A 22,127-nucleotide genomic window follows, 5' to 3' on the forward strand; every position below is an offset into this window, starting at 1 on the left:
GCAGTGAAATCGTGTCAGAATGTTCTGAATTTACACCAGAGAAACCTTGGATTTGTGTTGTAACACTTGTATTCGGATCAGTGCCAACGATAGACGGATCACCAATAATAGTTAACCCACCATTATCATCTCCAACCAAGTTAATAGCACCACCATTAGACGTGGTAAGCTGTGCACTGCCGCCTTGGCTTAATGTAATATTTCCTTGAATATTAGTCTTTACAGAAACGTCTAAATACCCACCATTATTAATAGTGACATTTCCTAAATTCGCGCCATCACCTGCATAAACAGAACCATCAGTTACCGTCGTATCACTGGCAACTGCGCCACTATAAATACTTTGATAACCACCACTAATAATCGTATTGCTCGCAATTGCACCTGAAAATACAAACTGACTAGCATTATTAGTAAGCGATGTATTGTAAACAACAGCACCAGATGAAACGTTTTGCTTACCTCCAGCAAAGTAATTACTATTAACACTACCACCTGAAACATTCTGAGTTCCACTAGTAATACTGGTATTTGCTACGGTTCCACCACGAATATTTTGAACCCCACCACTATTTACGCTGGTATTAACAACACTTCCTCCAGCAATACTTTGAACCCCATCATTACTTACATTAGTGTTAGAAACATTTCCTCCATCAATTCTCTGATTTCCACCACTAATAATATTAGCACTAACAACTATACCACTAAAAATATGCTGCAAAGCACCACTAGTAAGACTAATATTATTAACAGTCCCTCCCCATATATTTTGAGTATTCCCTTGTGCTATTGTAACACTATTAACATTAGCACCAGATGAAACAATTTGAGTAATGCCTGATCCTAATGATATATTATTAATTACAGCACCTGAATTAATAATTTGATAACCATAATTGCCAGCATTAGCACTAAGAGTAAAATTACTTAGATTTGCACCAGACATAATTACCTGGGAAGCATTATTACCTAAAGAAGTAATTCCACTTATTGTTCCTCCATAAAGAATCTGAGCTCCACTATTAATACTTACATTAGAAACAATACCACCATAAATCACCTGAGAACCATTATTTAAAACTGTATCCGTAACAGTCCCCCCATACACGCTCTGGTTACCACTACCTATACTTGTATAAGTAACATTCCCTGCAGAAACAGCCTGGTAACCACTATCAATACGTGTACTAACGACATTACCACCAAAAACAACTGTTTGATATCCATTTACGATACTTGTATTGGTAACACTCAGTGGATTGCTACCCGTTTCTCTAACATCTTGATAACCACTCGTAATCCTCGTATAAGAAATCATCCCACCATTAAGTTCTTGATGTCCATTAGCTATATTTGTATAAGTCACACTTCCTAATGTAACCTTCTGGTTTCCACTACTAATATAGGTACTAACAACATTGCTGCCCCCTGCTACACTCTGATCACCACCAAAAATACTTGTATTTTGAACAAAAGCTCCAGAAGTAATATACTGTGACCCATTAGAAATAATAGTATTATTGACAGTTCCTCCAGAAAGATTCTGACTTCCACTATTAATATTTGTATTAATCACATTACCACTAGAAACAACAGTCTGGTTTCCACTAGTAATCATGGTGCTAACAATAGTGCCCTCTGCAATGTACTGATCGCCATTCGTAATATTGGTACTTGTAACAGTTCCAACAGAAACATACTGACTACCATTTGTGATACTTGTGATAATCATGCTACCACTAGAAACAATGCTTTGATTACCATTTGTAATAACAGTACTTATAGCAGTCCCACCAGAAACAAACTGAGTACCACTAGTAAGAATCATATTATTAGCAACGTCACCACTATAAACATATGCATCACCAGTGACAACTAGCCCCCTATTCATATGTAAATTCTCATTATCCACTGTTGCTGATAAATCTGATTGTGCATTACAGTTATTTGTAACGGTTGCCCCTGAAATGATATAATTACTACTGTCGCCCATACTATGCCCCCTATAAACGCTTTATATTGTTAATTTTTTATATAAATACCGATATCGTTAATTTATATTTTATTAAAGTATACTTTAATAAAATACGTTAATAAATAAAAATATTTACATACAATTAATAATTGGCACTTTAAAACAAACAAATAAAAAAGCCTGTTATATGTAACAGGCTTTTATTCAGTCATTATATTGATGTTAATACACGGTCTTAACCAACCAGTGTCCATTTCATCCTCAGCCTCTGTCACGAGCTCTATATATGGCCCCTCAGATAAAATCTGTAAGGATATATAAATCACTGAATTATCAACTAAGTGCTTGCTCTTAATAGGTAATAACGCTCTACCTTTAGTCCAACGACCTGCTTTCTTTTCTTTTGCATGCCAGCCTTCAAGTTCTTCTTCCTCACGTAAAATATTAGATAACTCATTTTTATTATCCGCAAAGATCATCACTTCACCAACCAAGACCCCTAAGAAATGACGATTATCTACAAATGGACCAATCACATCACAAAGACGACTACGTCTAGAGTTAATCCATACAGACTCTACTGTTGAAGGAACCATAAACGTTACCCACTCACCAGAAACACGCTTATTACGAATAACTTGCCCTTGATCCGTTACTAAATGAAGATCTGAATCATTCACAAGTTGAACATGACGGCCTTTATAATCTACTTTCAATCTTTGAGCGCGTTTATTGAGTTTATTATATAACGGTTCAACAACATCTTGAGCAACCACAAGTGGCGCCGCTGCATCTACCTCCCAATCCTTGGCTGATTGGAATGACGTCTCAATAACCTTTTGATCACGGTTAAACGCATGACGATTGCCTGTATCTAGATAACTTTCCGTGCGAACACCATCCGCAATAATCACCGCATGATCTTGTGTTTCAAGATGATAATATTCATAAGAAGTAATCGAATAATCGTAGTAAATCGTAGAGCCATTCACCAACATCCGTGCAGGAATAAACTTATCTTCAAAGAATAAACAATGTTCTGCTGTTACTAATAAATCTTTATAAGGCACCCCTTTCGCAATCGCATCTTTCACAATACGAACAGGATACCCAGCCATATCATCAGGAAGAGATGTATTCACACGACAATATTTCTTACCAACCCAGTGACTTCACGTTCAACATATTTCTTTTGAACCCAATCATACGTCGTTACAAAATCACCCACTTGAAGTGCTTCAATATTCTTCACACCCAACTTCGTTTTAATTTGCGTCCCAGATAAGAAACAAACTGTGAGAATTAAACCAGACACTCCATCCGTAGACTCTTTAATAGAATATCCTGTTTGTTTAATCCCAAGAATATTTAATGTTAGAGCAAAACCTGTATCCATTGTCAGCGTAATATGATTTTCATCTGAGTAAGTTACACTACTTAATGTGCCAGTCTTCAGACCATCATATTCCAATAAAATACCATCGGAATGGCTTGCATCTGTACCTGCAAAACCTTGAATTTGTGTTGTAACACTTGCATTATTACCTTCCCAGTTTATTAATGGTGGCTCACCAATAATCGTTAACCCACCATTCTCGTCTCCAACCAAATTAACAACACCGCCATTAGACGTGGTAATCAATGCACTGCCACCAGGATTTAAGGTTACCTCCCCTTGAATGTTAGCACCAAGTCCTACGTCTAACCAACCACCATTATTAATTGTTACGTTACTAACTGTTGCACCATCATCTGCATAAATCGCACCAGATGAGATAATTTGAGTGCCAGAACCACTTATAATTGCGCCACTCAAACTTGCACCAGACATAATCACTTGAGAAGCATTTGTACCTAAATAAGTTATACCACTTATTTCACCCCCTGAGATTATCTGAGCTCCGCTAGTTATAGCCGTATCATACACAATACCACTTAGAATATATTGATTTCCATCATTTACAAACGTACTATAAACGGAACCTCCGTAAACATATTGATTTGCATAATTAGTAAGACTAGTATTAGAAACTACTCCACTATAAATTCTCTGAAGTCCTGTATTTATAAATGTATCATAAACCTCACCTCCTGAAATATACTGACTCGTATAGTTACTAAGGTGCGTATTCGAAACTACTCCAGCAGAAATAAAGTGTCGTCCATTTATTATAGTGTTATTAAAGGCACTGCCAGCGTCAACATACTGATCCCCACTCTGAATATATGTATCAATTACTACTCCACCAAGAACCCTCTGAAATCCATCGAAGATACTTGTATCAGAAGCTACTCCGCCATAAACTCCTTGACATCCATCTTTCTGAAACTTTGTATGAACAACTGTGCCTCCTGAAATGTACTGTGTACCAATATTAAAACTAGTATTTACAACAGATCCATTCCAGACCTCTTGTTGACCACTATACTGTCCCCCATCAAAATTAATATTTGACGCAATTCCACTCACAACCCTTTGAAATGCTCCACTGCCTAACAAAGAAATATTTGTAGCAGTTCCACCATAAAGATACTGAATACCATCTGTAATCGTAGCGCTATTAACATAGCCACCTTCTCGAACATACATTGCAGCAGATGAAATATTTAAAGAATTTACAGACATACCACTAGTAATATATACATTACTCAGATTAGTAACAACTACACCTCTATTTATATACAAAGTATCATCTCCAGGAGGACAACTAATTATCGTCTCCTCAGATGAGGATGACTGGATTTCACTTCCAATACTATTATTCGTAACAGATGCTCCTGAAATGATATGATTACTACTGTTGCTCACGATATGCTCCTTTGAGTAATTCTGAGGTTACTTAGACCTCAGTGAGAGGGACTTATTCGTTTTAAATAAATGAAAATTGCTTAATTATAATACTTTAATAATGAACGTTAATAAAACAAAATATATACTGATACCTAATAATTGATTTATTTTAACAAAAAGTTTTTTACGCAATTAATATTTTTTTATCGAAAAATAGTGTATAATAAGCACAAATTTAATTATGCTATTTTATACTCTTCATTTTTGTTTTATATAGCTTTTAACTTGATCCGTTTTTGCTTTATAGCCAAAACGCTATTATATTCCCTGCGTCATAACGACATCGTCGTTAAGCGTTTTCATCAACCATTTTTAGTCCATAATGGTCTATAAATAAGGATTTAGTCGTTACTGCGATGATGTATTACAGCCGCAAGAAACTAGCCCTGGTTATTATTACCTGTTTTATTGGGCTATTATTATGTTTACCGAATTTTATGTCTTCTCCCTCGCCAAAAATTCCTTGGCGCCAAGTCCATTTAGGATTGGATTTACGGGGTGGATCTTACTTGTTAATGCAAATTGATTTAAATGCATTAACCAAAAATCGTTTACAAACCCTCAGTGATAATATCCGCCAAACCTTGATCTCGAAAGATCTCGGATATAAAGATATTCACAGCTCTGACAAAGACCATAATATCAGCTTTACTTTACGCAGCCCTTCTGAAAAAGACGCTGTATTAAAAGTATTACGTGCAATGCCTAAAGCCGTTATTAATGAGTTTAGCGTGAGTGATGGCCCAAATGATCAAATTACTCTGACTCTTTCAGAAGCTGCCATGCAAAAACGGGGTAGCGATGCCATTGCACAATCTATTGAGATTGTTCGACGTCGTATTGATGCGACAGGGGCTGTTGATCCTTCAATCACTCGTCAAGGTGAAGATCGCATTGTTGTTCAACTCCCTGGCGTTGACGATCCAGATCGTATTAAAAAGCTATTGGGCACCACTGCAAAAATGACGTTTCATCTGTTAGATGACAGTGCAACCAACCCAGATTTTCCTCCTCCTGGCGTAACTTTTATGCCAATGATGGAAGATCCAACCAGAAAACTTCCTATTCGTGATCATGTTGAAGTCGACGGTGCTGAGCTCACTAATGCTAGTGCGGGTATGGATCAACAAAGCGGCGAATATGCGGTGAACTTCCAGTTTGATACTGCTGGCGCTCAAGCTTTTGCCAATGTAACCAGAACAAATATTGGTAAACCTTTTGCCATTGTTTTGGATAACCAAGTCATTACAGCACCGGTGATTAGAGGCGTTATTCCTGGAGGAAGCGGACAAATCACCGGCGGCTTTACCGTACAAAAGGCAACAGATCTTGCTTTGATGTTACGCTCTGGTGCTTTACCTGCACCATTAAAAATCGTCGAGGAACGTACGATTGGTGCTTCATTGGGTGAAGATGCAATCCGTGCCGGCGCAATCAGCCTTGGCGTTGGTTTTGTTTTCGTAATTATCTTCATGCTTGTTTTCTATGGTCGTTTTGGTTTTTATGCAGATATTGCCCTTTTTGCAAACCTTATTTTAATGACTGCCATTTTATCTTTGTTCGAAGCAACTCTTACGCTTCCTGGTATGGCTGGGATGTTGTTAACATTAGGTATGGCCGTTGATGCAAATATCTTGATAAACGAGCGTATTCGAGAAGAAGTCCGTAACGGACGCACACCTTTGGATGCATTACAAGCAGGATTTAACAGAGCATTAAGCACGATTGTTGATAGTAACGTTGCTGCATTTTTATCTCACGTTATGCTGTTTGTCTTTGGTACAGGCCCTGTGCGTGGATTTGCTTTGACTATTACGATTGGTATCGTAACCACACTCTTTACGACTTTATGTTTGTCTTGGATGTTGATTGTCCGCTGGTATGCGGTTACTCGCCCCAAAGAACTACCAATTTGAAAGAAAGAACATGCTAGGCCGTCCTTTATTACATTTAGTCCCCCATGGCACTAAAATTAACTTTATGCGTGGGCGCTTTATTGGGTTAATTACTTCTGCAGTTCTCTCTATTGCGTCTCTTATCCTCTTTTTTCACCCTGGTTTAACCCTTGGATTGGATTTTCGTGGCGGGATCGTCGTCGAAGCTCAAACTCAAGGTCCTGCTGATTTTGCAAAAATCAGAATGGAATTAAATCAGGCTCATATCTCTGCTGCTGGCTTACAACAATTTGGTGCAAATAATAGCGTCCTTATTCGTTTAGATGCTCCAAAAGAAAATAATGCCGAAGCGACTCAAAGTTTAATTAATCAAGTAAAACAAACCATCACTGCAGCTCAAGATGGAACAAAGATTGTTCGTGCTGATGCTGTTGGTGCTTCTGTTTCTTCTGAACTATTTCATCATGGTTTACTAGCTCTGGGCTGTAGTTTGCTAATGATTATGTTTTATATTTGGTTCAGGTTTGAATGGGAATTTGCACTTAGTGCGATTATTACCCTCATTCTGGATTTAACCAAGGCAATTGGTTTTCTTGTCATTACACACTTTGAGTTTGACTTGGTGATGGTTGCTGCACTTTTGACAATTCTAGGGTATTCTACCAACGATAAAGTGGTGGTGTATGATAGAGTAAGAGAAAATCTACGCAAATATCATTCTATGCCCATTCGTGAGCTGATTGATATGTCCATTAATGAAACCCTAAGCCGAACGCTTGCAACATCAGCCACCGTATTCTTGGCAGCACTACCCCTAGCCCTGTTTGGTGGTGCATCTCTATCAGGATTTGCATGGGTCATGTTATTTGGGATTGTTGTTGGAACATCCTCTTCAATCTTCATCGCTGCACCTTTATTACTCTTTATGGAAGAAGGCAGCCTAAGAAGAAGAACGAAAAAAACATCCTCGCAATAATAATTTGATTTAAACAAAAAGGTAGCTAAATAATTTAGCTACCTTTTTTTATTATAACTGCTCTTTTTGATTCGATGTGATAAAAGCGATCATTTGTTCCATCAAATATTGAGCTTGTTCCAAATTAGTCGTCGTCGGCTGCGTTAAGACTCTAATAATCGATAATTTTGCTTGCTGATCCAACTGAGCCAATGCTGTAAACTGTGCTTTTGTCACAGATGGATCTTGTAAATATCCCATACACATTCCATGAACAAATAGATAATTGATTGCAACAGAATGTGGCGTTGGTTTATCAATAGAGCTGCTATCTCTTTCCATTTGACACCCTAGTAATGGCGAAATAAAAAGAGCAACAGCTAACAAACGCTTTATTTTTTTCATTTATCAAAATCTTTGCGCATCGTTATACATTCTTATATGTTTAACGATTATCTTTCTTTTGTGCAACCAAAGCATCTCTAATTTCTCCTAACAATACTTCTTCATTAGAAGGTTTTGCAGGCGCTTCAGCTTCTTTTGCTTTAGAGCTTTTATAAAGTTTATTCAAAATTCTAACAAACCAGAAAACGGCAAACCCAACAATCACAAACTGAATTACTGCATTGATAAACACACCTAAATTTAAGGTTACTGCACCGATTTTCTGTGCTTCAGCCAATGTTTGAACATGTGCTCCCTTTAAAGTAATAAAAAAGTTGCTGAAATCTATTCCACCAATAATCAACCCAATCACTGGATTTAAAATATCTTTGACCAAACTATTTACAATACTTGTAAATGCTGCACCAATAATGATACCAACGGCCAAATCAATCACATTACCGCGCATAATAAAAGCTTGAAAATCCGCCAACCACTTTGGTGTTTTCGATTTTACTTGTGCCTGATTATCGCTCATTCTTTATTCCTTTATTTCTATGTTAATACAATGTCGTTACAATATTATTCTTATATATATAAATTGCCAACAGAATAAAAAGAGTAGAAATAATAAAAAAGTTTTTACGGAATGGATTGATTTCAATTTATAAAAAGTTTATAAGGTAACCTGTTTCTCCGTCTTATAGCGGAGGTTTTTTTATATTCTGTGAAGAGAAAATCATGAAAGCCGATATTCACCCAGAGTATCACGAAATTACTGTTGTCATGACAGATGGTACTGAATTTAAAACTCGCTCTTGCTATGGTAAAAGCGGGGACACACTACGTCTAGATGTGGACCCAAAGTCTCATCCAGCCTGGACTGGTGTGCAACGTATCAATGATTCTCGTGGTCAAGTTGCTAAATTTAATAAACGTTTTGCTGGTATTGGTCAAAAAAAGAGCTAATTCTCTTTCTTTTGATGGTTATTATCAAAGTGCTTTTTAGAGTTAAGAAGAGATCCTCTTTTCTTAACTCTAATTTTATTTGCTTTTGCCATGATAATTATTATATAAAATAGGATTGATAGGATATCTTATATAATAATTATTCTAGTTAAGCCTCTCTATTATTCATAGGACTGTTATGACTTTACCTCTTATGCCAAAGGCAACCGCAGTATGGTTAATCGAAAAAACTGCATTAACTTTTACTCAAATTGCAGATTTTTGTGGTATGCATCCTCTTGAAGTACAAGCCATTGCTGATGGTGAGGTCGCACAAAGTATAATTGGATACGACCCTGTATCAAATGGTCAACTTACCCAAGAAGAAATTGCTCGTTGTGAAGCAGATGATTCTCGTAAACTACGATTATCTTCATCTAGAATGCAAATCGTTAGACGTTCAAAAGGTGCAAGATACACCCCTATTTCTAAAAGAAATGACCGTCCTGATGCAATTGCCTTCTTACTTCGTAACTATCCACAACTCTTGGATCCACAGGTTGCGAAATTATTGGGAACAACCAAAGATACAATTGCAAAAGTAAGAGATAAACAGCATTGGAATTCGCCAAATATTAAACCTCGTGATCCTGTTATCTTAGGTTTATGCAGTCAAATGGATTTAAATGCCGCTATTGCTGAAGGAAACGAACGTTTAGCTAGAGAAGGTATTGAAGTTCCTGTTGCTCCAGCTGCAGAATCTTTAGAAGAAGCTTTTGCTCATACACCTTCATCAAGTTCTCAAGAGCCTGAATATGATGTCAATCAAGTGTTTGCAAGTTATTCAGACAAATCTACAGAGTCTTCAGAAGAAGAGTAGATATTATGTCTTTGTCAGCCTTCCCCTCTCCTCTTATTGGGATTATCATGGGCAGCCAATCTGATTGGGATGTCATGAGCAATGCAGTCAAATTCCTTGAAGAGTTAAATATTCCTCATGAGGTAAAGATTGTTTCTGCACATCGTACACCTGATCGATTAAGAGAATATTCTACAACTGCTGCACAAAAAGGCATTAAAGTTATTATTGCTGGTGCTGGTGGTGCTGCACATTTACCTGGAATGACCGCTGCTTGGACGCATCTCCCCGTTCTTGGAGTTCCGATGCAAACGCATGCATTAAGTGGTAAAGATAGCTTACTTTCCATCGTACAAATGCCAGCAGGTATTCCTGTTGGAACATTGGCTATTGGTAAAGCTGGTGCCGTGAATGCTGCCATTCTAGCAACATCAATATTATCTTTATCAGATCAAAAAATTGAACAACGTTTAATAGAGTGGCGAACAAAGCAAACAGAATCTGTCACTCTTGAACCTGTATAACTCCGTCATCCATTTTTAAAAGAGGTTTTAATGCTTTCTCCTAATGCTACCATTGGTATTGTTGGCGGAGGGCAGCTGGGACGTATGTCTGCTGTTGCTGCGTCTCGTCTTGGATTTCAAACGCATATTTTATCGGATATTCCTAATCCTCCAGCTGGACAAGTTGCCTCTCATACCATAATTGGTGCTTATGACGATCCAAAAACATTAGAATCTTTTGCAAAATCCGTTGATGTTATTACCTTCGAATTCGAAAATATCAGTGTAAAAGGGATTGATCTTTTATCCTCTATACGCCCTGTTCATCCTTCTGGACATATTTTACGGATTAGCCAAGATCGTATCTTAGAAAAAACTTTTCTAAATGGCCATGATATTCCGACGACTAAATGGTTAAAAATCGAGGAACTCAACGATGGAGCCAAAGCAGGTTTAGAGCTAGGTTATCCTTTTATTTTAAAAACAACTCGACTTGGATATGATGGTAAAGGTCAAGCCGTTATTCATAACCAAGAAGAATTTGAATCTGCTTTTGAAACTTTAAAACCTCACCCATTAATCGCAGAAAAGAAAGTTGATTTTTCTTGCGAAGTCAGTGTGATGGTTGTTCGCAATATTCATGGCACAGTACAAACCTTTGACGTTGCAGAAAACCAACATAAAAATGGCATCTTAGATATTAGCCTCGTCCCTGCACGTATTAATGTAGATCTACGACAAAAAGTACAAGAGCTTGCCATTCATCTTGCCAATTCATTAGATCTTATTGGGATTCTTGGTGTTGAACTCTTTATCGATCAAAATGATAAAATTCTTGTCAATGAGATTGCTCCTCGACCACACAACTCTGGACATTGGACAATGAATGCCTGTCCAATTGATCAGTTCGAAATGCATATTCGTGCTGTGGCTGGTTTACCCTTACCTCCTGCAATCCGACATTCTGATGCTGTGATGAAAAACCTCATTGGCCCAGAAGATATGGCTCTATGGCCTAAAATTATGGCAACACCGGGACTAATCGGACATTTATACGGGAAAGACATTGCAAAAAAAGGTCGTAAGATGGGACATGTAAATATATTATTCCCATTTAATAGCCTTCCTGGAGAATTCGGTATCCAAGCTATTTTACAAGATCTTTATAAGGCGGAATAACAAGGTTGTTTTCTTTAAAAGAAAAATAACAACCATTCCCAATAATAAGATGGTCTTCGACTCTGATATTGATAACTTTTAGTGCATTCATAACCGTTTCTGTAATCTTTGTATCTGCACCAGATGGTGCAGCAACACCACTTGGATGGTTATGTACTAATATCAACGAAGATGCGTTGCATTTCAGCGCACTTCTAGTAACTTCTCTTATATATAAAGAGGTTGTATTCACAGTACCATTCCCTTGTAGACTTTCTTGAATAATTTTTCCCTCTTCATCAAGAAAATATAAGAAAAAAAGCTCTGTTTGTTTTCTTGCAAGAAAAGCAATCAAATAATTCGTCAAAAAAATTTTATTCTGTAAAATATTACAATTATAAATTTTAGACTTTAATACTCTTAACGCAACCTCATGGAACAACTTTATAGTAGCTGAATCTTTTTCGCTTACGTTTAATCCATTTTGCAACTCATCTTGTGTTGCCGTTAAAATTGCAGGGAAAGATCCAAAACGAGACAAAACAAATTCTTGCCAATCAGTTACAGTTTTATTGAAATCAATCCATTTTGATAAATTTTCTAATAATTTTTTATCAGAAAAAGCATGTTTTTCTTTTAATTTTATTCTATGTTCAATGTTGACATAAAATGAGTCGTCGTTATTTTTACACATTTTATCCAAATGATTTTTTAATATTGATTGTTACTATTCTTAACCTATACAGAATCATAACAGTATACATCTAAATATGCTAGGAGCTATAACTCATTGACACAGAATAAGAGTAAAAAACTGGCCAATCAACAATGGGGCGGACGTTTTGCAGAAGGTCCTTCTGCGATTATGGAACAAATCAATGCTTCGATTGATTTTGATAAGAAACTATGGCAGCAAGATATCAAAGGATCATTAGCGCATTCAGAAATGTTGGCAAAAGTTGGCATTATTTCTGAGCAAGATAAAAAAGCGATTCATGACGGCCTACAACAAATCAAAACTGAAATTGAAAATAATCAGTTTGATTTTAGTCGTGCTCTTGAAGATATTCATATGAATATTGAAGCTCGCCTTGCTGATAATATTGGTGAAGCAGGAAAAAGATTACATACTGGACGTTCAAGAAATGATCAAGTCGCAACGGATTTCCGTTTGTGGGTTAGAGACAATATCGATGAAATGATTGTTTCTGCTAAGCATTTAATGCTTACTTTTGCCACACGCGCACAAGAATATGCAGATACACCAATGCCTGGTTTTACGCATTTACAATCTGCCCAACCTGTTACGTTTGGTCATCATTTATTGGCTTATGTAGAGATGCTCTCTCGTGATACAGGGCGTCTAGCAGATGCACGTAAACGTTTAAATGAAAGTCCACTAGGCGCAGCGGCATTAGCAGGAACCTCTTTCCCAATTGATCGTAAAATGACAGCAGAATTACTAGGATTTGATCGTCCAATGGCAAATTCTTTAGATGCTGTTTCTGACCGTGATTTTGCATTAGAATATTTATCTGCTTTGTCTATTATGGCAATGCATCTATCCAGAATAGCTGAAGAAATCGTTATTTGGTGTTCTTCTCCCTTCTCTTTTATTAAACTTTCTGATGCCTACACCACAGGCTCTTCTATTATGCCACAAAAACGTAATCCTGATGCAGCAGAACTCGTTCGTGCAAAAATTGGCCGTGTTTCTGGTGCTTTAATTGGTTTGTTAACGGTTATGAAAGGGCTTCCTTTGGCATATGCCAAGGATATGCAAGAAGACAAAGAACAAGTTTTTGCAGCAACAGAAACCATGATGTTATGTTTAGCAGCATGTTCTGGCATGATTGGCGATTTAAAAGCAAATAAAGACAATATGCGTCGTTGGGCTGGATCTGGCTTTTCTACTGCCACAGATTTAGCAGATTGGTTAGTGCAAAAATTACAAATGCCTTTCCGTACAGCGCATCATGTTACAGGACAGATTGTTAGTCTAGCAGAGCAAAAAAACTTAAATCTAGATCAAGTCACTCTTGAAGATATGCAAGCTATAGAACCTAAAATTACTCAAGATATTTTCTCAGTTTTAAGTGTGGAAGCTTCTTTAGCATCTCGCGTCAGTGAAGGCGGAACAGCACCAAGTAATGTTGCAAGCCAAGCGCAAAAATGGATTAAATTATTACAGGATTAATGATGAAACGTTATATTTCTTTATGCTTGTTATTCAGCTGTTTAGCTGTATTTACCATGCAACTTTCAGCTTGTGGACGTAAAGGTTCCCCTAAACCACCAGGCCCTGCAGATAAAATCACATATCCACGTGGTTATCCGCCTGCTGATTAATCAATACAAAACTTGCCTTAAGTCAATTTAAGGCAAGTTTTTTAATATTTCATGTGTCCCCTCCAATAAAGAACCAGCAATTCCACCTGCTTTTCCATCAAATGCAGCAACTTGTATGCCAACGATTGTCCATTTACCATTTGAGTCTTTAGCAAATAAGGGAGCTCCACTACTGCCATAAGTTGCCTGGCACGTATGAAATAATTTTGCTAGAGAATTCGGATAAGTTACCTGCCCTTGAATAAGACAATTTTTATCTGCGTAAAGAACTTCAATGCGATCTTGTTCGTAGCCTGCAAGCCAAACGGGGGTGTTTTCTTGAGGTAATTCTTTAGCAATTGGAATAAGCTTTGAAGCTGGTAAAATATCTTTAGGTAATACTAAGTAAATCCGATCAGAAATAATATCATCTAGTTGTTTATTAACCATCAACTGACGATATGCTTCTGACGGCAAAACCTGCTGAATAGAAGAAGCCACTTTATATTGCTGTCGTTGATATCCCAATAAAAAGTGAATAGATTGTGGCGCAAAAAATCGTTGTGTTTTCTTTATCCACAAACAGTGCGCTGCGGTTACCACAACTCTTGGAGAGATTAGAAAGCCTGTGCATTTTTCACCAGAATTTGTTTGCACACGCCCAATAATTTGCCAAGGAGGTTCTGAAACGTTTACAACTTGACGATGCTCATCGCTTTTATTTAATCCTGGTAATATCGGAGATTGAACCACTTGCGCCATTAGCTTGTCATGATTTAAAACAAAAGCACCAATGACACTGATAATAAAAAAGAGTGTTTTAAGTAACCGCATGAATACGCTCTCTATTCTATAAAATAATTTCTATATTTAAATTAGTATCAAACAAACACGCATATAACAATTTATTCGCAGTTATCTTGTGAAAGAATAGCGTAAATGCACTTGATTTAAATTTGAGCACAGTGCCAGCGCTTGGTATGAATAACCAGAATAATAACTTCCGTGAGAAAAAAAGCTTATATATAATAAATCGTTTGTAGGAGTTATTTCATAATAATCTATTTCAAAACTCTTCTTAAATTTAATTAGATTTCTAAAATAATATTCACTTTGAAACAGATCCGAATGTAAATTTACAAAAAATAACATATCAAAATACTGACTTTTAGAAGGGCTATCGGGATAATCTGGTTCATAATATGGATCAAAAAAACTATATTTTACAAGTTTACCATGATCAATAAACATGGCTAAAGTTTTATATTCTTGACCATTAACTGTTTTATGTTTTTGAAGACCAAATGAAATTCCCGTGATTTTTTGTATATCCTGATTACTATAATAATAGTTATATGGAAAAAAATAAGCTTTATCCCATTTAAAAGATGTAATTTCATGTAAATGAACTTTACAGGAGTAATGTGGGCCACATTTTTTATTAACGGCCTTAAATAGTTGATCATCCAATGGTGTAAACAACCATACATACAAATAAAATGCGCCTACTGATATCCCAATAATACAAGCAAATAAAAAGAATATGATTTTCTTTATAAAAAAATGAAGTTTATATCTAAATATTTCCATTATGATCATATCACTCTTTTGTGACTCTTGTTCGAAACCCGTAACAGTTTGTCATATTTGAATAATTAAAGATATAAAATGATGATAACTTGACAAAAGATATTGCATAAATCAGACTTGATAAATCTTATAAAAAACAAAAATTAAAAGGGTTATCAAATGAGCCAAACAGCTTTTTTCAGAGATCTATCCCTCAGTGGAAAAGTTGCTGCCGTTACAGGTGCAGCATCAGGGATTGGCCTTGAATGTTCAAAATTATTATTAAAAGCTGGAGCCAAAGTCGTTCTTATTGACCGTGAAGGTGAAAAGCTTAAAAAAATAGTTGCTGAGTTAGGTGAAAATGCGTTCGCCTTACAAATTGATCTTACCAATAACAAGCAAGTTGATGGCCTTCTTGACAGCATTATCCAACTTGCTGGGCGTCTGGATATTTTCCATGCCAATGCTGGTGCTTACATTGGTGGCCCTATTGCTGAAGGTGATCCTGATGTTTGGGATCGTGTGCTTCATTTAAATAACAGTGCGGCCTTCCGGTGTGTAAGAAGTGTTCTACCTCATATGATTGAACAAAAATCAGGAGATATTGTTTTCACAAGCTCTATTGCTGGTGTTGTTCCTGTCATTTGGGAGCCAATTTATACTGCTTCTAAATTCGCAGTGCAGGCTTTTGTCCATACAACTCGCCGTCAAGTTTCTGAACATGGTGTGCGTATCGGTGCGGTGTTACCAGGCCCTGTGGTTACTGCTCTTCTTGATGATTGGCCAAAAGAAAAAATGGAAGAAGCTCTTGCAAATGGCAGCTTAATGCAACCTATTGAAGTTGCTGAATCTATTTTATTCATGGTAACACGCCCTAAAGGCGTTACTATTCGTGATTTAGTTGTTTTACCTAGCAGTGTCGATCTTTAATTTATTTGACTAGTATGAGGATGACAATTTGATGACGAATAACGAAAAAACAATTATTGGTGTTGATGTTGGCTCTGGCAGCGTTCGTGCTGGTGTCTTTAATCTTGACGGTGAGCTTCTTGCTCATGCTAAACAAGATATCACTCTTTTTCGTAGTGCTGGCAGTATTGTTGAACAATCAAGCCAAGAAATCTGGCAAGCCGTTTGCTTTACAATTAAAGAAGCCATTAAACAAGCTGGAGTTTCTCCTAAATCCGTTGCAGGCATAGGCTTTGATGCCACCTGTTCTCTTGTTGTGATTGGTGATAATAAAGAACCGCTTGCTGTTGGCCCTACCGATGATCCAAATCGTAATATCATCGTTTGGATGGATCACCGTGCGATTGAACAAGCTGAAAGAATTAATGCAACCAAGCATTCTGTTCTAAACTATGTTGGTGGCACGATCTCTCCAGAAATGGAAACACCAAAAATCTTATGGCTCAAAGAAAATCGTCCTCATATTTATCAAAAAGCTCATCACTTCTTCGATCTTGCTGATTACTTAACATGGCGTGCTACAGGTGATCTCGCACGTTCTGTTTGTACAGTTACTTGTAAATGGACTTATCTGGCCCATGAAAAACGTTGGGATGCAGACTATTTCCATCAAATTGGATTATCAGAACTAGCTGATGAGAATTTCGCTCGTATTGGACAAAATGTTGTTGATCCAGGAACCCCTTGCGGTCAAGGTCTCTTGGAAGAAGCTGCTCATGAAATGGGGCTTCCTGTTGGCACACATGTTGCCGTCGGGCTAATCGATGCTCATGCAGGTGGTATTGGTACTGTTGGTATTAAAAACGGTGCACTTGCGAATATGGCTTATGTTTTCGGCACCTCATCTTGTACAATGACCACCACTCAAAAAGAAGTCTTTGTTCCTGGTGTTTGGGGGCCTTATTACTCTGCTATGGTGCCAGGATGTTGGTTGAATGAAGGTGGACAAAGTGCCGCTGGTGCTGCAATTGATCAACTTGTCAATTTTCATCCTGCTTCTGCTGAAGCACATCAATTAGCAAAAAAAGCAGGTGTTTCTTTGCCTGTATATCTTGCTAATTTGGTTTTAGAAAAAGTAAAATCACCTTCTGATGCGGTTAATCTTGCTAAAGGGATTCATATCGTACCAGAATTTCTAGGTAATCGTGCACCTTTTGCTGATCCTGATGCCAAAGCAGTCATTGCTGGATTGGGCATGGAACGTGATCTAGATAATCTTGTTGCTCTGTATGTAGCAGGATTATGTGGCATTGGCTATGGATTACGTCAAATCCTTGATGCTCAAAAAGCATGTGGAATTCAATGTGAAAATATCATCATTAGTGGTGGTGCTGGACAACATCCTTTAGTGCGTCAAATTCTTGCTGATACTGCTGGTATTCCAATTGTTAGTACTCAATGTAGCGAACCTGTTTTATTAGGTTCTGCTATTCTTGGTGCCGTTGCGGGTAACGTTGCAGCTTCTTTGCCAGAAGCAATGAAACAATTCACCAAAGTAGACCAAGTTTATAATAGTGAAGCACGTTATAGCGCTGTGCATCAACGTCGTTATGAAGCCTATAAAGCGCTTCAAAAAACTGCTAAATTAATTCGTGAATAAAATAATTATCGTAAAATTAATTCACTAAAAAATTTGGCTGTCATCCGTAAATAGATTGTTAAACAAGTTTATGTATGATAGCCAAAATATTATCTTTTGTCTTTCTCTGACCACATTAACATTGTTTGATATTTTAGTATTTATGTAAAGGCTTTCGACTTCGATGACTTCGTTAATTAAATCGCTTCCCCCTCATTTACAAACTCTTTTGCAAACTCATCCTGATCTCAGCATTGATGCAAAAGAAGGGTTAGTTTTTGGACAAACGCCTTTACAAGCAATTGCAACAAAATATGGCAGCCCTACATGGGTCATTAATGCGGATATTTTAACAGCACGATATAAAAAATTAGATCAAGCCTTCAAAGATGAGCAACTGGATGTTTCCATTCATTATGCGATGAAAGCAAATGGACATTTAGCTATTTTAGATTTGCTGGCAAAAGAAGGTGCTGGTGCAGATATCGTTAGTGGTGGTGAGCTTCTTCGTGCTTTGAAAGCTGGTATTTCCCCTTCTAAAATTTGTTTTTCTGGTGTAGGAAAAACCGAAGAAGAACTCACTTTGGCCATTGAAACGCAAATTGCTCAAATCAATGTTGAAAGCCGAGAAGAATTACATTTACTATCTAAAATTGCTCAAAAAATCGGTAAAAATGCAGCTGTTTGCTTACGCATTAACCCTGATGTTGATGCCAAAACACATCATAAAATTACAACAGGATTAGCCGAAAATAAATTTGGTATTGCTTATAAAGAGGCCATTTCTGTCTATAAAGAAGCGCATGAACTCCCAAACATTACCCCTCTAGGTTTTGATGTTCATATTGGAAGTCAGATCTCCTCAACCGATCCTTATCGTCAAGCTTTTGTAAAAATGGTCGATTTAATCAAAGAGGCACGAGCTCAAGGATTAGAAATTTCTACATTAGATTGCGGTGGCGGTTTTGGCATTTCTTATCATGATGAAAAAGAAGCCAGTCCAGCAGCAATTGCTACGTTGATGAAAGAAGTTTTGGCTCCATTAAACTTAAAACTAGGCATAGAACCTGGCCGTTGGTTAATTGGTCCCTCTGGAATTTTAATCAGCAAAGTTGTGATGCATAAAGATAATGGTGCTGACGCTGCCCCTTTTGTGATTATTGATGCTGCAATGAATGATCTTGTTCGCCCTGCAATGTATGATGCTTGGCATGGGATTTTACCAATTAATCCAGAAATATACCAACGTCCGTATAAATCCTTAAATATTGATGGCCCTGTTTGTGAATCCAGTGATATTTTTGCTCGGGATCGTTCTTTACCTAATTTGCAACCTGGTGATTTTATTGCTATTTTAGATGCTGGTGCTTATGGCAGTGTCATGAGCTCTACTTATAATGCTCGTCCGATGGCTGCACAAATTATGGTTTCTGGAAAACAAGCTGCGGTCATTCAAGAACGCCAATCGGTCGAAGATCTATGGCAAGACGAAATTATTCCTACATTCTCTTCTAAAAACACTTAAACTGACTTTGTAAATTAATGAATATATCCCCACAATATAAAGCACAGATTAAAAAAGCCCTTTTTCTAACTAAACTCAATGCTTGGATAGAAAAATGCTGGCCTATTGTTCTTTCTTTCCTCTCTATATGGGGGATATATCTTTGTTTTGGACTGCTAGGAATTCCTCAATCCCTGCCTGATATTCTTAGAGCTTTATTACTAGCCATCATCTCAATTGGCAGTATTGGTCTTGTTATCTATCAAGCAAAGAAAATTCCTTATCCAACCTTCCAAGAGTTATTACAACGTTTGGAAGAACATAACAAACTTGCCCATCAACCGTTACAAACCCTATATGATACCCCTGTTCAGACAGAAAGCAAAGCGGTTTGGAATATTCATTTACAACGTATTTTTGAAGAATTTCCACATTTAAAAGCAGGCACCCCTCAAATATGTAAAGGTCACTATACACTTAATCGTATAGGTATTGTAACAGTCTGTATGTTTGCGGCTTTTTATGTCTCTCACCCTCATAGCTCTCATTCTCGTTTATTATCTGCAGTTCGTCCTGGATATGATGATGTAACAGTTCCTCTACCAACATTGCAGGCTTGGATTATCCCACCTTCTTACAGTAATTCCGCACCAATATATATCAAATCCAACACGGAAACCGTTTCTACAGATCCAAAAGCACGGTTGCATATTGCGTTTTCTAACTTAAAGCAATCCCCTGAGATTATTAATCCTGAAAGCGATATTGTTTTAAATCAAACTTCTATTCAACAACTTGACCACCACCAATGGCAAGTCGAAGGAAGTATCCAACATTCAGGGATTTTAAAAATCAAAGCAAGAGGACGTATTCTTGCTTCTTGGACATTTAATCTACCAGCGAACCTTCCACCTCAGATTGCTTGGACAGGGCCAGTTCAAAAAAGTCCTTATGATTGGAAAACAGAATTTCCTTTTAAAGTAACACAACATTACGGAATTGAATCTTTACATCTCTCAGTGACGCTCCCTCAAAATAAAGATCATACCAAAGAAAATATTCTTTCTTTGACGTTCCCTTTTGGGGATCGCCCCAAAACAATTACTCAGACATTATATCAAGATTTAACCAGCAATATTTGGGCTGGAGATAAAGCACAGGCTGTATTAACAGCAACTGATGTGACTGGACAAACGACGACTAGCTCTAAGGTCGATTTTATACTCCCTAAACGTCAATTTACCTCCTTATTAGCACAAAAATTAGATCAAATTCGTCAAGCATATGGAACAAATAAACTTTCAAAAGATGCTACTATTCAAGCATTAGAATCATTACAAAACATTCCAAATGCTTTTCGCGATTATGATCTGTTTCTTAATTACGTTGGAATTATTTGTTTTCTAGATAATGCAAACAACAATAGTGATGCCATCAAAACTCAAGCTCTAACGCGCCTTTGGGAACTAACCATTGATACTGAAGAAAGAAACAACAGTAGTTCAGAGGTTGCCAGAGCCAATATGGAAATCCGTGCAGCTCAAACCAGCGTGCAAGAGCAGCTCGATAAAATGCAACGCCTAGGCAAAGATAAAATCACCAATCAAGATCGACAAGAACTTAGCAAACGATTAGAACGTTTGCAAAATGCAGTAGCTCAAAAAATGATGGCCATGGCTAAGCAAAACGCCAAAGATCATCCTGCGAATAATGATGGGAAAGAAATCCAATTTAAAAGCACACGTTCTTTTCAAGATATGTTCCAAAATATGAGCAAAACGATTGAAAGTGGCGATATGGATAAAGCCATGCAACAATTGGAATATACAAACCAAGTTTTAAATACGATGCGCAATGCCACCGCTGAAGATTTAAAAAAATTAGAAGATCAAGTTAAAGCTCAACAAGATATGAAAAAACTAGAGCAAGACTTAGAAGCTTTAATTAAAGATCAACAAACTTTACTAACTCAAAGTTATGCGAGACAAAACCGATCTGTACCGCTAATTTTACGTCCTAATCAAGATTTAAATCAGCTTTCTACGCCAGAATTATTAAAACAAATTACACCACAACCTTCCCACACAGAAGGAGATAAAAAACTTCCTTCTACTCAAGAAAGTGCTCAAAAACAACAAGAGCTCATTGATAGACTGCAAAAATTACAAGAACAAATGCAGGCAATTGCAAAGCAACCTATTGAAAACCTAACACTTGCATCCAATGAAATGGAAGATGCGTATCAATCTTTACTAAAGAAAGATGATCATAAAGCTGCCGAAGCACAAGAAAAAGCATTAGTTAACCTCCAAAAGGGCAATCAATCTGCTAAACAAACCATGCAGAAGCAAGCACAACAATTCTCTAATTTCTTTCCTGTATTCTCTGCTAAAAATCCTCAAGAAGATCCCTCATCTGACAATAAAGTTTCAGCCGATAAGAAAAAAGATCCATTAGGACGCTCTACAGATAAAGAAAATACAGAGATGGATTTGTCTGGAAACGCTTCCAGTGCCAGACATATTGAAGAGGAATTACGTAAACGTGCAGACGATCCAAATCGCTCTAACAAAGACTTAGATTATATTTATCGATTATTAAATATGTTTTAATCAACCGAGTAGACTTACAAAAAATCCCACAAATA

At 37.1% G+C, this 22,127-nt stretch carries 18 protein-coding genes and 2 pseudogenes; 12 read left to right on the top strand and 8 right to left on the bottom strand.

Annotated features, from left to right (window positions below; genetic code table 11):
* The 3 genes and pseudogenes from CIN_RS05140 to CIN_RS11395 form a co-directional block, all read right to left on the bottom strand.
* Positions 1 to 1,996 (bottom strand): annotated as a pseudogene (locus CIN_RS05140) (hypothetical protein); the annotation flags it as partial.
* Between the two features lie 182 nt (positions 1,997 to 2,178).
* A complete protein-coding gene (locus CIN_RS05145) occupies positions 2,179 to 3,120 on the bottom strand; it encodes a Hint domain-containing protein (RefSeq protein WP_008853995.1) in 942 nt (313 codons plus the stop codon).
* The gene (locus tag CIN_RS11395) at positions 3,117 to 4,787 is read right to left on the bottom strand and encodes a hypothetical protein (protein WP_008853996.1); all 1,671 of its coding nucleotides are present in this window, start codon (positions 4,785 to 4,787) and stop codon (positions 3,117 to 3,119) included. The genes CIN_RS05145 and CIN_RS11395 overlap by 4 nt, the downstream gene beginning before the upstream one ends.
* Before the next feature lie 398 nt (positions 4,788 to 5,185).
* Between CIN_RS11395 and secD the strand changes: the two genes are divergently transcribed.
* Entirely contained in the window at positions 5,186 to 6,745 is a 1,560-nt protein-coding gene (gene secD, locus CIN_RS05150) for a protein translocase subunit SecD (protein WP_083813351.1), read from the top strand.
* A gap of 10 nt (positions 6,746 to 6,755) precedes the next feature.
* On the top strand, positions 6,756 to 7,700 hold the full coding sequence (gene secF / locus CIN_RS05155) for a protein translocase subunit SecF (RefSeq protein ID WP_040364000.1): 945 nt from the start codon (positions 6,756 to 6,758) through the stop codon (positions 7,698 to 7,700).
* A 51-nt stretch (positions 7,701 to 7,751) separates the two neighbouring features.
* On the opposite strand, the gene CIN_RS05160 is transcribed toward secF, so the two are convergent.
* Both CIN_RS05160 and mscL read right to left on the bottom strand, forming a co-directional pair.
* Positions 7,752 to 8,084 (bottom strand): hypothetical protein, encoded by a 333-nt coding sequence (locus CIN_RS05160; RefSeq protein WP_008853999.1) that lies wholly within the window; start codon positions 8,082 to 8,084, stop codon positions 7,752 to 7,754.
* 40 nt (positions 8,085 to 8,124) lie between these two features.
* On the bottom strand, positions 8,125 to 8,601 hold the full coding sequence (mscL, locus tag CIN_RS05165; RefSeq protein WP_008854000.1) for a large conductance mechanosensitive channel protein MscL: 477 nt from the start codon (positions 8,599 to 8,601) through the stop codon (positions 8,125 to 8,127).
* Positions 8,602 to 8,804: 203 nt separating this feature from the next.
* On the opposite strand from mscL, the gene rpmE reads away from it, so the two are divergent.
* The 4 genes and pseudogenes from rpmE to CIN_RS05185 all read left to right on the top strand — a co-directional run bounded on the left by rpmE (position 8,805) and on the right by CIN_RS05185 (position 11,552).
* Complete coding sequence (gene rpmE, locus CIN_RS05170; protein WP_040364001.1) at positions 8,805 to 9,032, top strand: 50S ribosomal protein L31; 228 nt, start codon at positions 8,805 to 8,807, stop codon at positions 9,030 to 9,032.
* Positions 9,033 to 9,210: 178 nt separating this feature from the next.
* Positions 9,211 to 9,771: pseudogene (locus CIN_RS05175) on the top strand (DUF1013 domain-containing protein); the annotation flags it as partial.
* Between the two features lie 125 nt (positions 9,772 to 9,896).
* Positions 9,897 to 10,394 (top strand): 5-(carboxyamino)imidazole ribonucleotide mutase, encoded by a 498-nt coding sequence (gene purE / locus CIN_RS05180; protein ID WP_008854003.1) that lies wholly within the window; start codon positions 9,897 to 9,899, stop codon positions 10,392 to 10,394.
* A gap of 30 nt (positions 10,395 to 10,424) precedes the next feature.
* Positions 10,425 to 11,552: a 5-(carboxyamino)imidazole ribonucleotide synthase gene (locus CIN_RS05185; protein ID WP_008854004.1), complete on the top strand. Its 1,128-nt coding sequence runs from the start codon at positions 10,425 to 10,427 to the stop codon at positions 11,550 to 11,552.
* Here the strand turns inward: CIN_RS05185 and CIN_RS05190 are convergent.
* Positions 11,521 to 12,225 carry a JAB domain-containing protein gene (locus CIN_RS05190; RefSeq protein WP_008854005.1) on the bottom strand — a complete coding sequence of 235 codons (705 nt, stop codon included), beginning with the start codon at positions 12,223 to 12,225 and terminating at the stop codon, positions 11,521 to 11,523. The genes CIN_RS05185 and CIN_RS05190 overlap by 32 nt on opposite strands.
* Positions 12,226 to 12,321: 96 nt before the next feature.
* On the opposite strand from CIN_RS05190, the gene argH reads away from it, so the two are divergent.
* Both argH and CIN_RS11880 read left to right on the top strand, forming a co-directional pair.
* Entirely contained in the window at positions 12,322 to 13,728 is a 1,407-nt protein-coding gene (gene argH, locus CIN_RS05195; protein WP_008854006.1) for an argininosuccinate lyase, read from the top strand.
* A complete protein-coding gene (locus tag CIN_RS11880) occupies positions 13,728 to 13,880 on the top strand; it encodes a hypothetical protein (RefSeq protein WP_170314035.1) in 153 nt (50 codons plus the stop codon). Before argH ends, CIN_RS11880 begins: the two co-directional genes overlap by 1 nt.
* 27 nt (positions 13,881 to 13,907) lie before the next feature.
* On the opposite strand, the gene CIN_RS05200 is transcribed toward CIN_RS11880, so the two are convergent.
* Positions 13,908 to 14,693, bottom strand: a complete 786-nt coding sequence (locus CIN_RS05200; RefSeq protein ID WP_040364002.1) for a trypsin-like serine peptidase — start codon at positions 14,691 to 14,693, stop codon at positions 13,908 to 13,910.
* A gap of 81 nt (positions 14,694 to 14,774) precedes the next feature.
* Complete coding sequence (locus CIN_RS05205) at positions 14,775 to 15,449, bottom strand: hypothetical protein (protein WP_139016951.1); 675 nt, start codon at positions 15,447 to 15,449, stop codon at positions 14,775 to 14,777.
* 159 nt (positions 15,450 to 15,608) lie between these two features.
* Between CIN_RS05205 and CIN_RS05210 the strand changes: the two genes are divergently transcribed.
* The 4 genes from CIN_RS05210 to CIN_RS05225 all read left to right on the top strand — a co-directional run bounded on the left by CIN_RS05210 (position 15,609) and on the right by CIN_RS05225 (position 22,092).
* Positions 15,609 to 16,358 carry an SDR family oxidoreductase gene (locus CIN_RS05210; protein ID WP_008854010.1) on the top strand — a complete coding sequence of 250 codons (750 nt, stop codon included), beginning with the start codon at positions 15,609 to 15,611 and terminating at the stop codon, positions 16,356 to 16,358.
* 31 nt (positions 16,359 to 16,389) lie between these two features.
* The gene (locus CIN_RS05215; RefSeq protein WP_008854011.1) at positions 16,390 to 17,997 is read left to right on the top strand and encodes an FGGY-family carbohydrate kinase; all 1,608 of its coding nucleotides are present in this window, start codon (positions 16,390 to 16,392) and stop codon (positions 17,995 to 17,997) included.
* A gap of 163 nt (positions 17,998 to 18,160) precedes the next feature.
* Complete coding sequence (gene lysA, locus CIN_RS05220) at positions 18,161 to 19,501, top strand: diaminopimelate decarboxylase (RefSeq protein ID WP_008854012.1); 1,341 nt, start codon at positions 18,161 to 18,163, stop codon at positions 19,499 to 19,501.
* Positions 19,502 to 19,518: 17 nt separating this feature from the next.
* Positions 19,519 to 22,092, top strand: coding sequence for a DUF4175 domain-containing protein (locus CIN_RS05225; RefSeq protein WP_008854013.1), 2,574 nt, complete (start codon positions 19,519 to 19,521; stop codon positions 22,090 to 22,092).
* Positions 22,093 to 22,127: the final 35 nt, after the last annotated feature.

It is taken from the genome of Commensalibacter intestini A911 (assembly GCF_000231445.1).
GTDB classification, from domain to species: domain Bacteria; phylum Pseudomonadota; class Alphaproteobacteria; order Acetobacterales; family Acetobacteraceae; genus Commensalibacter; species Commensalibacter intestini.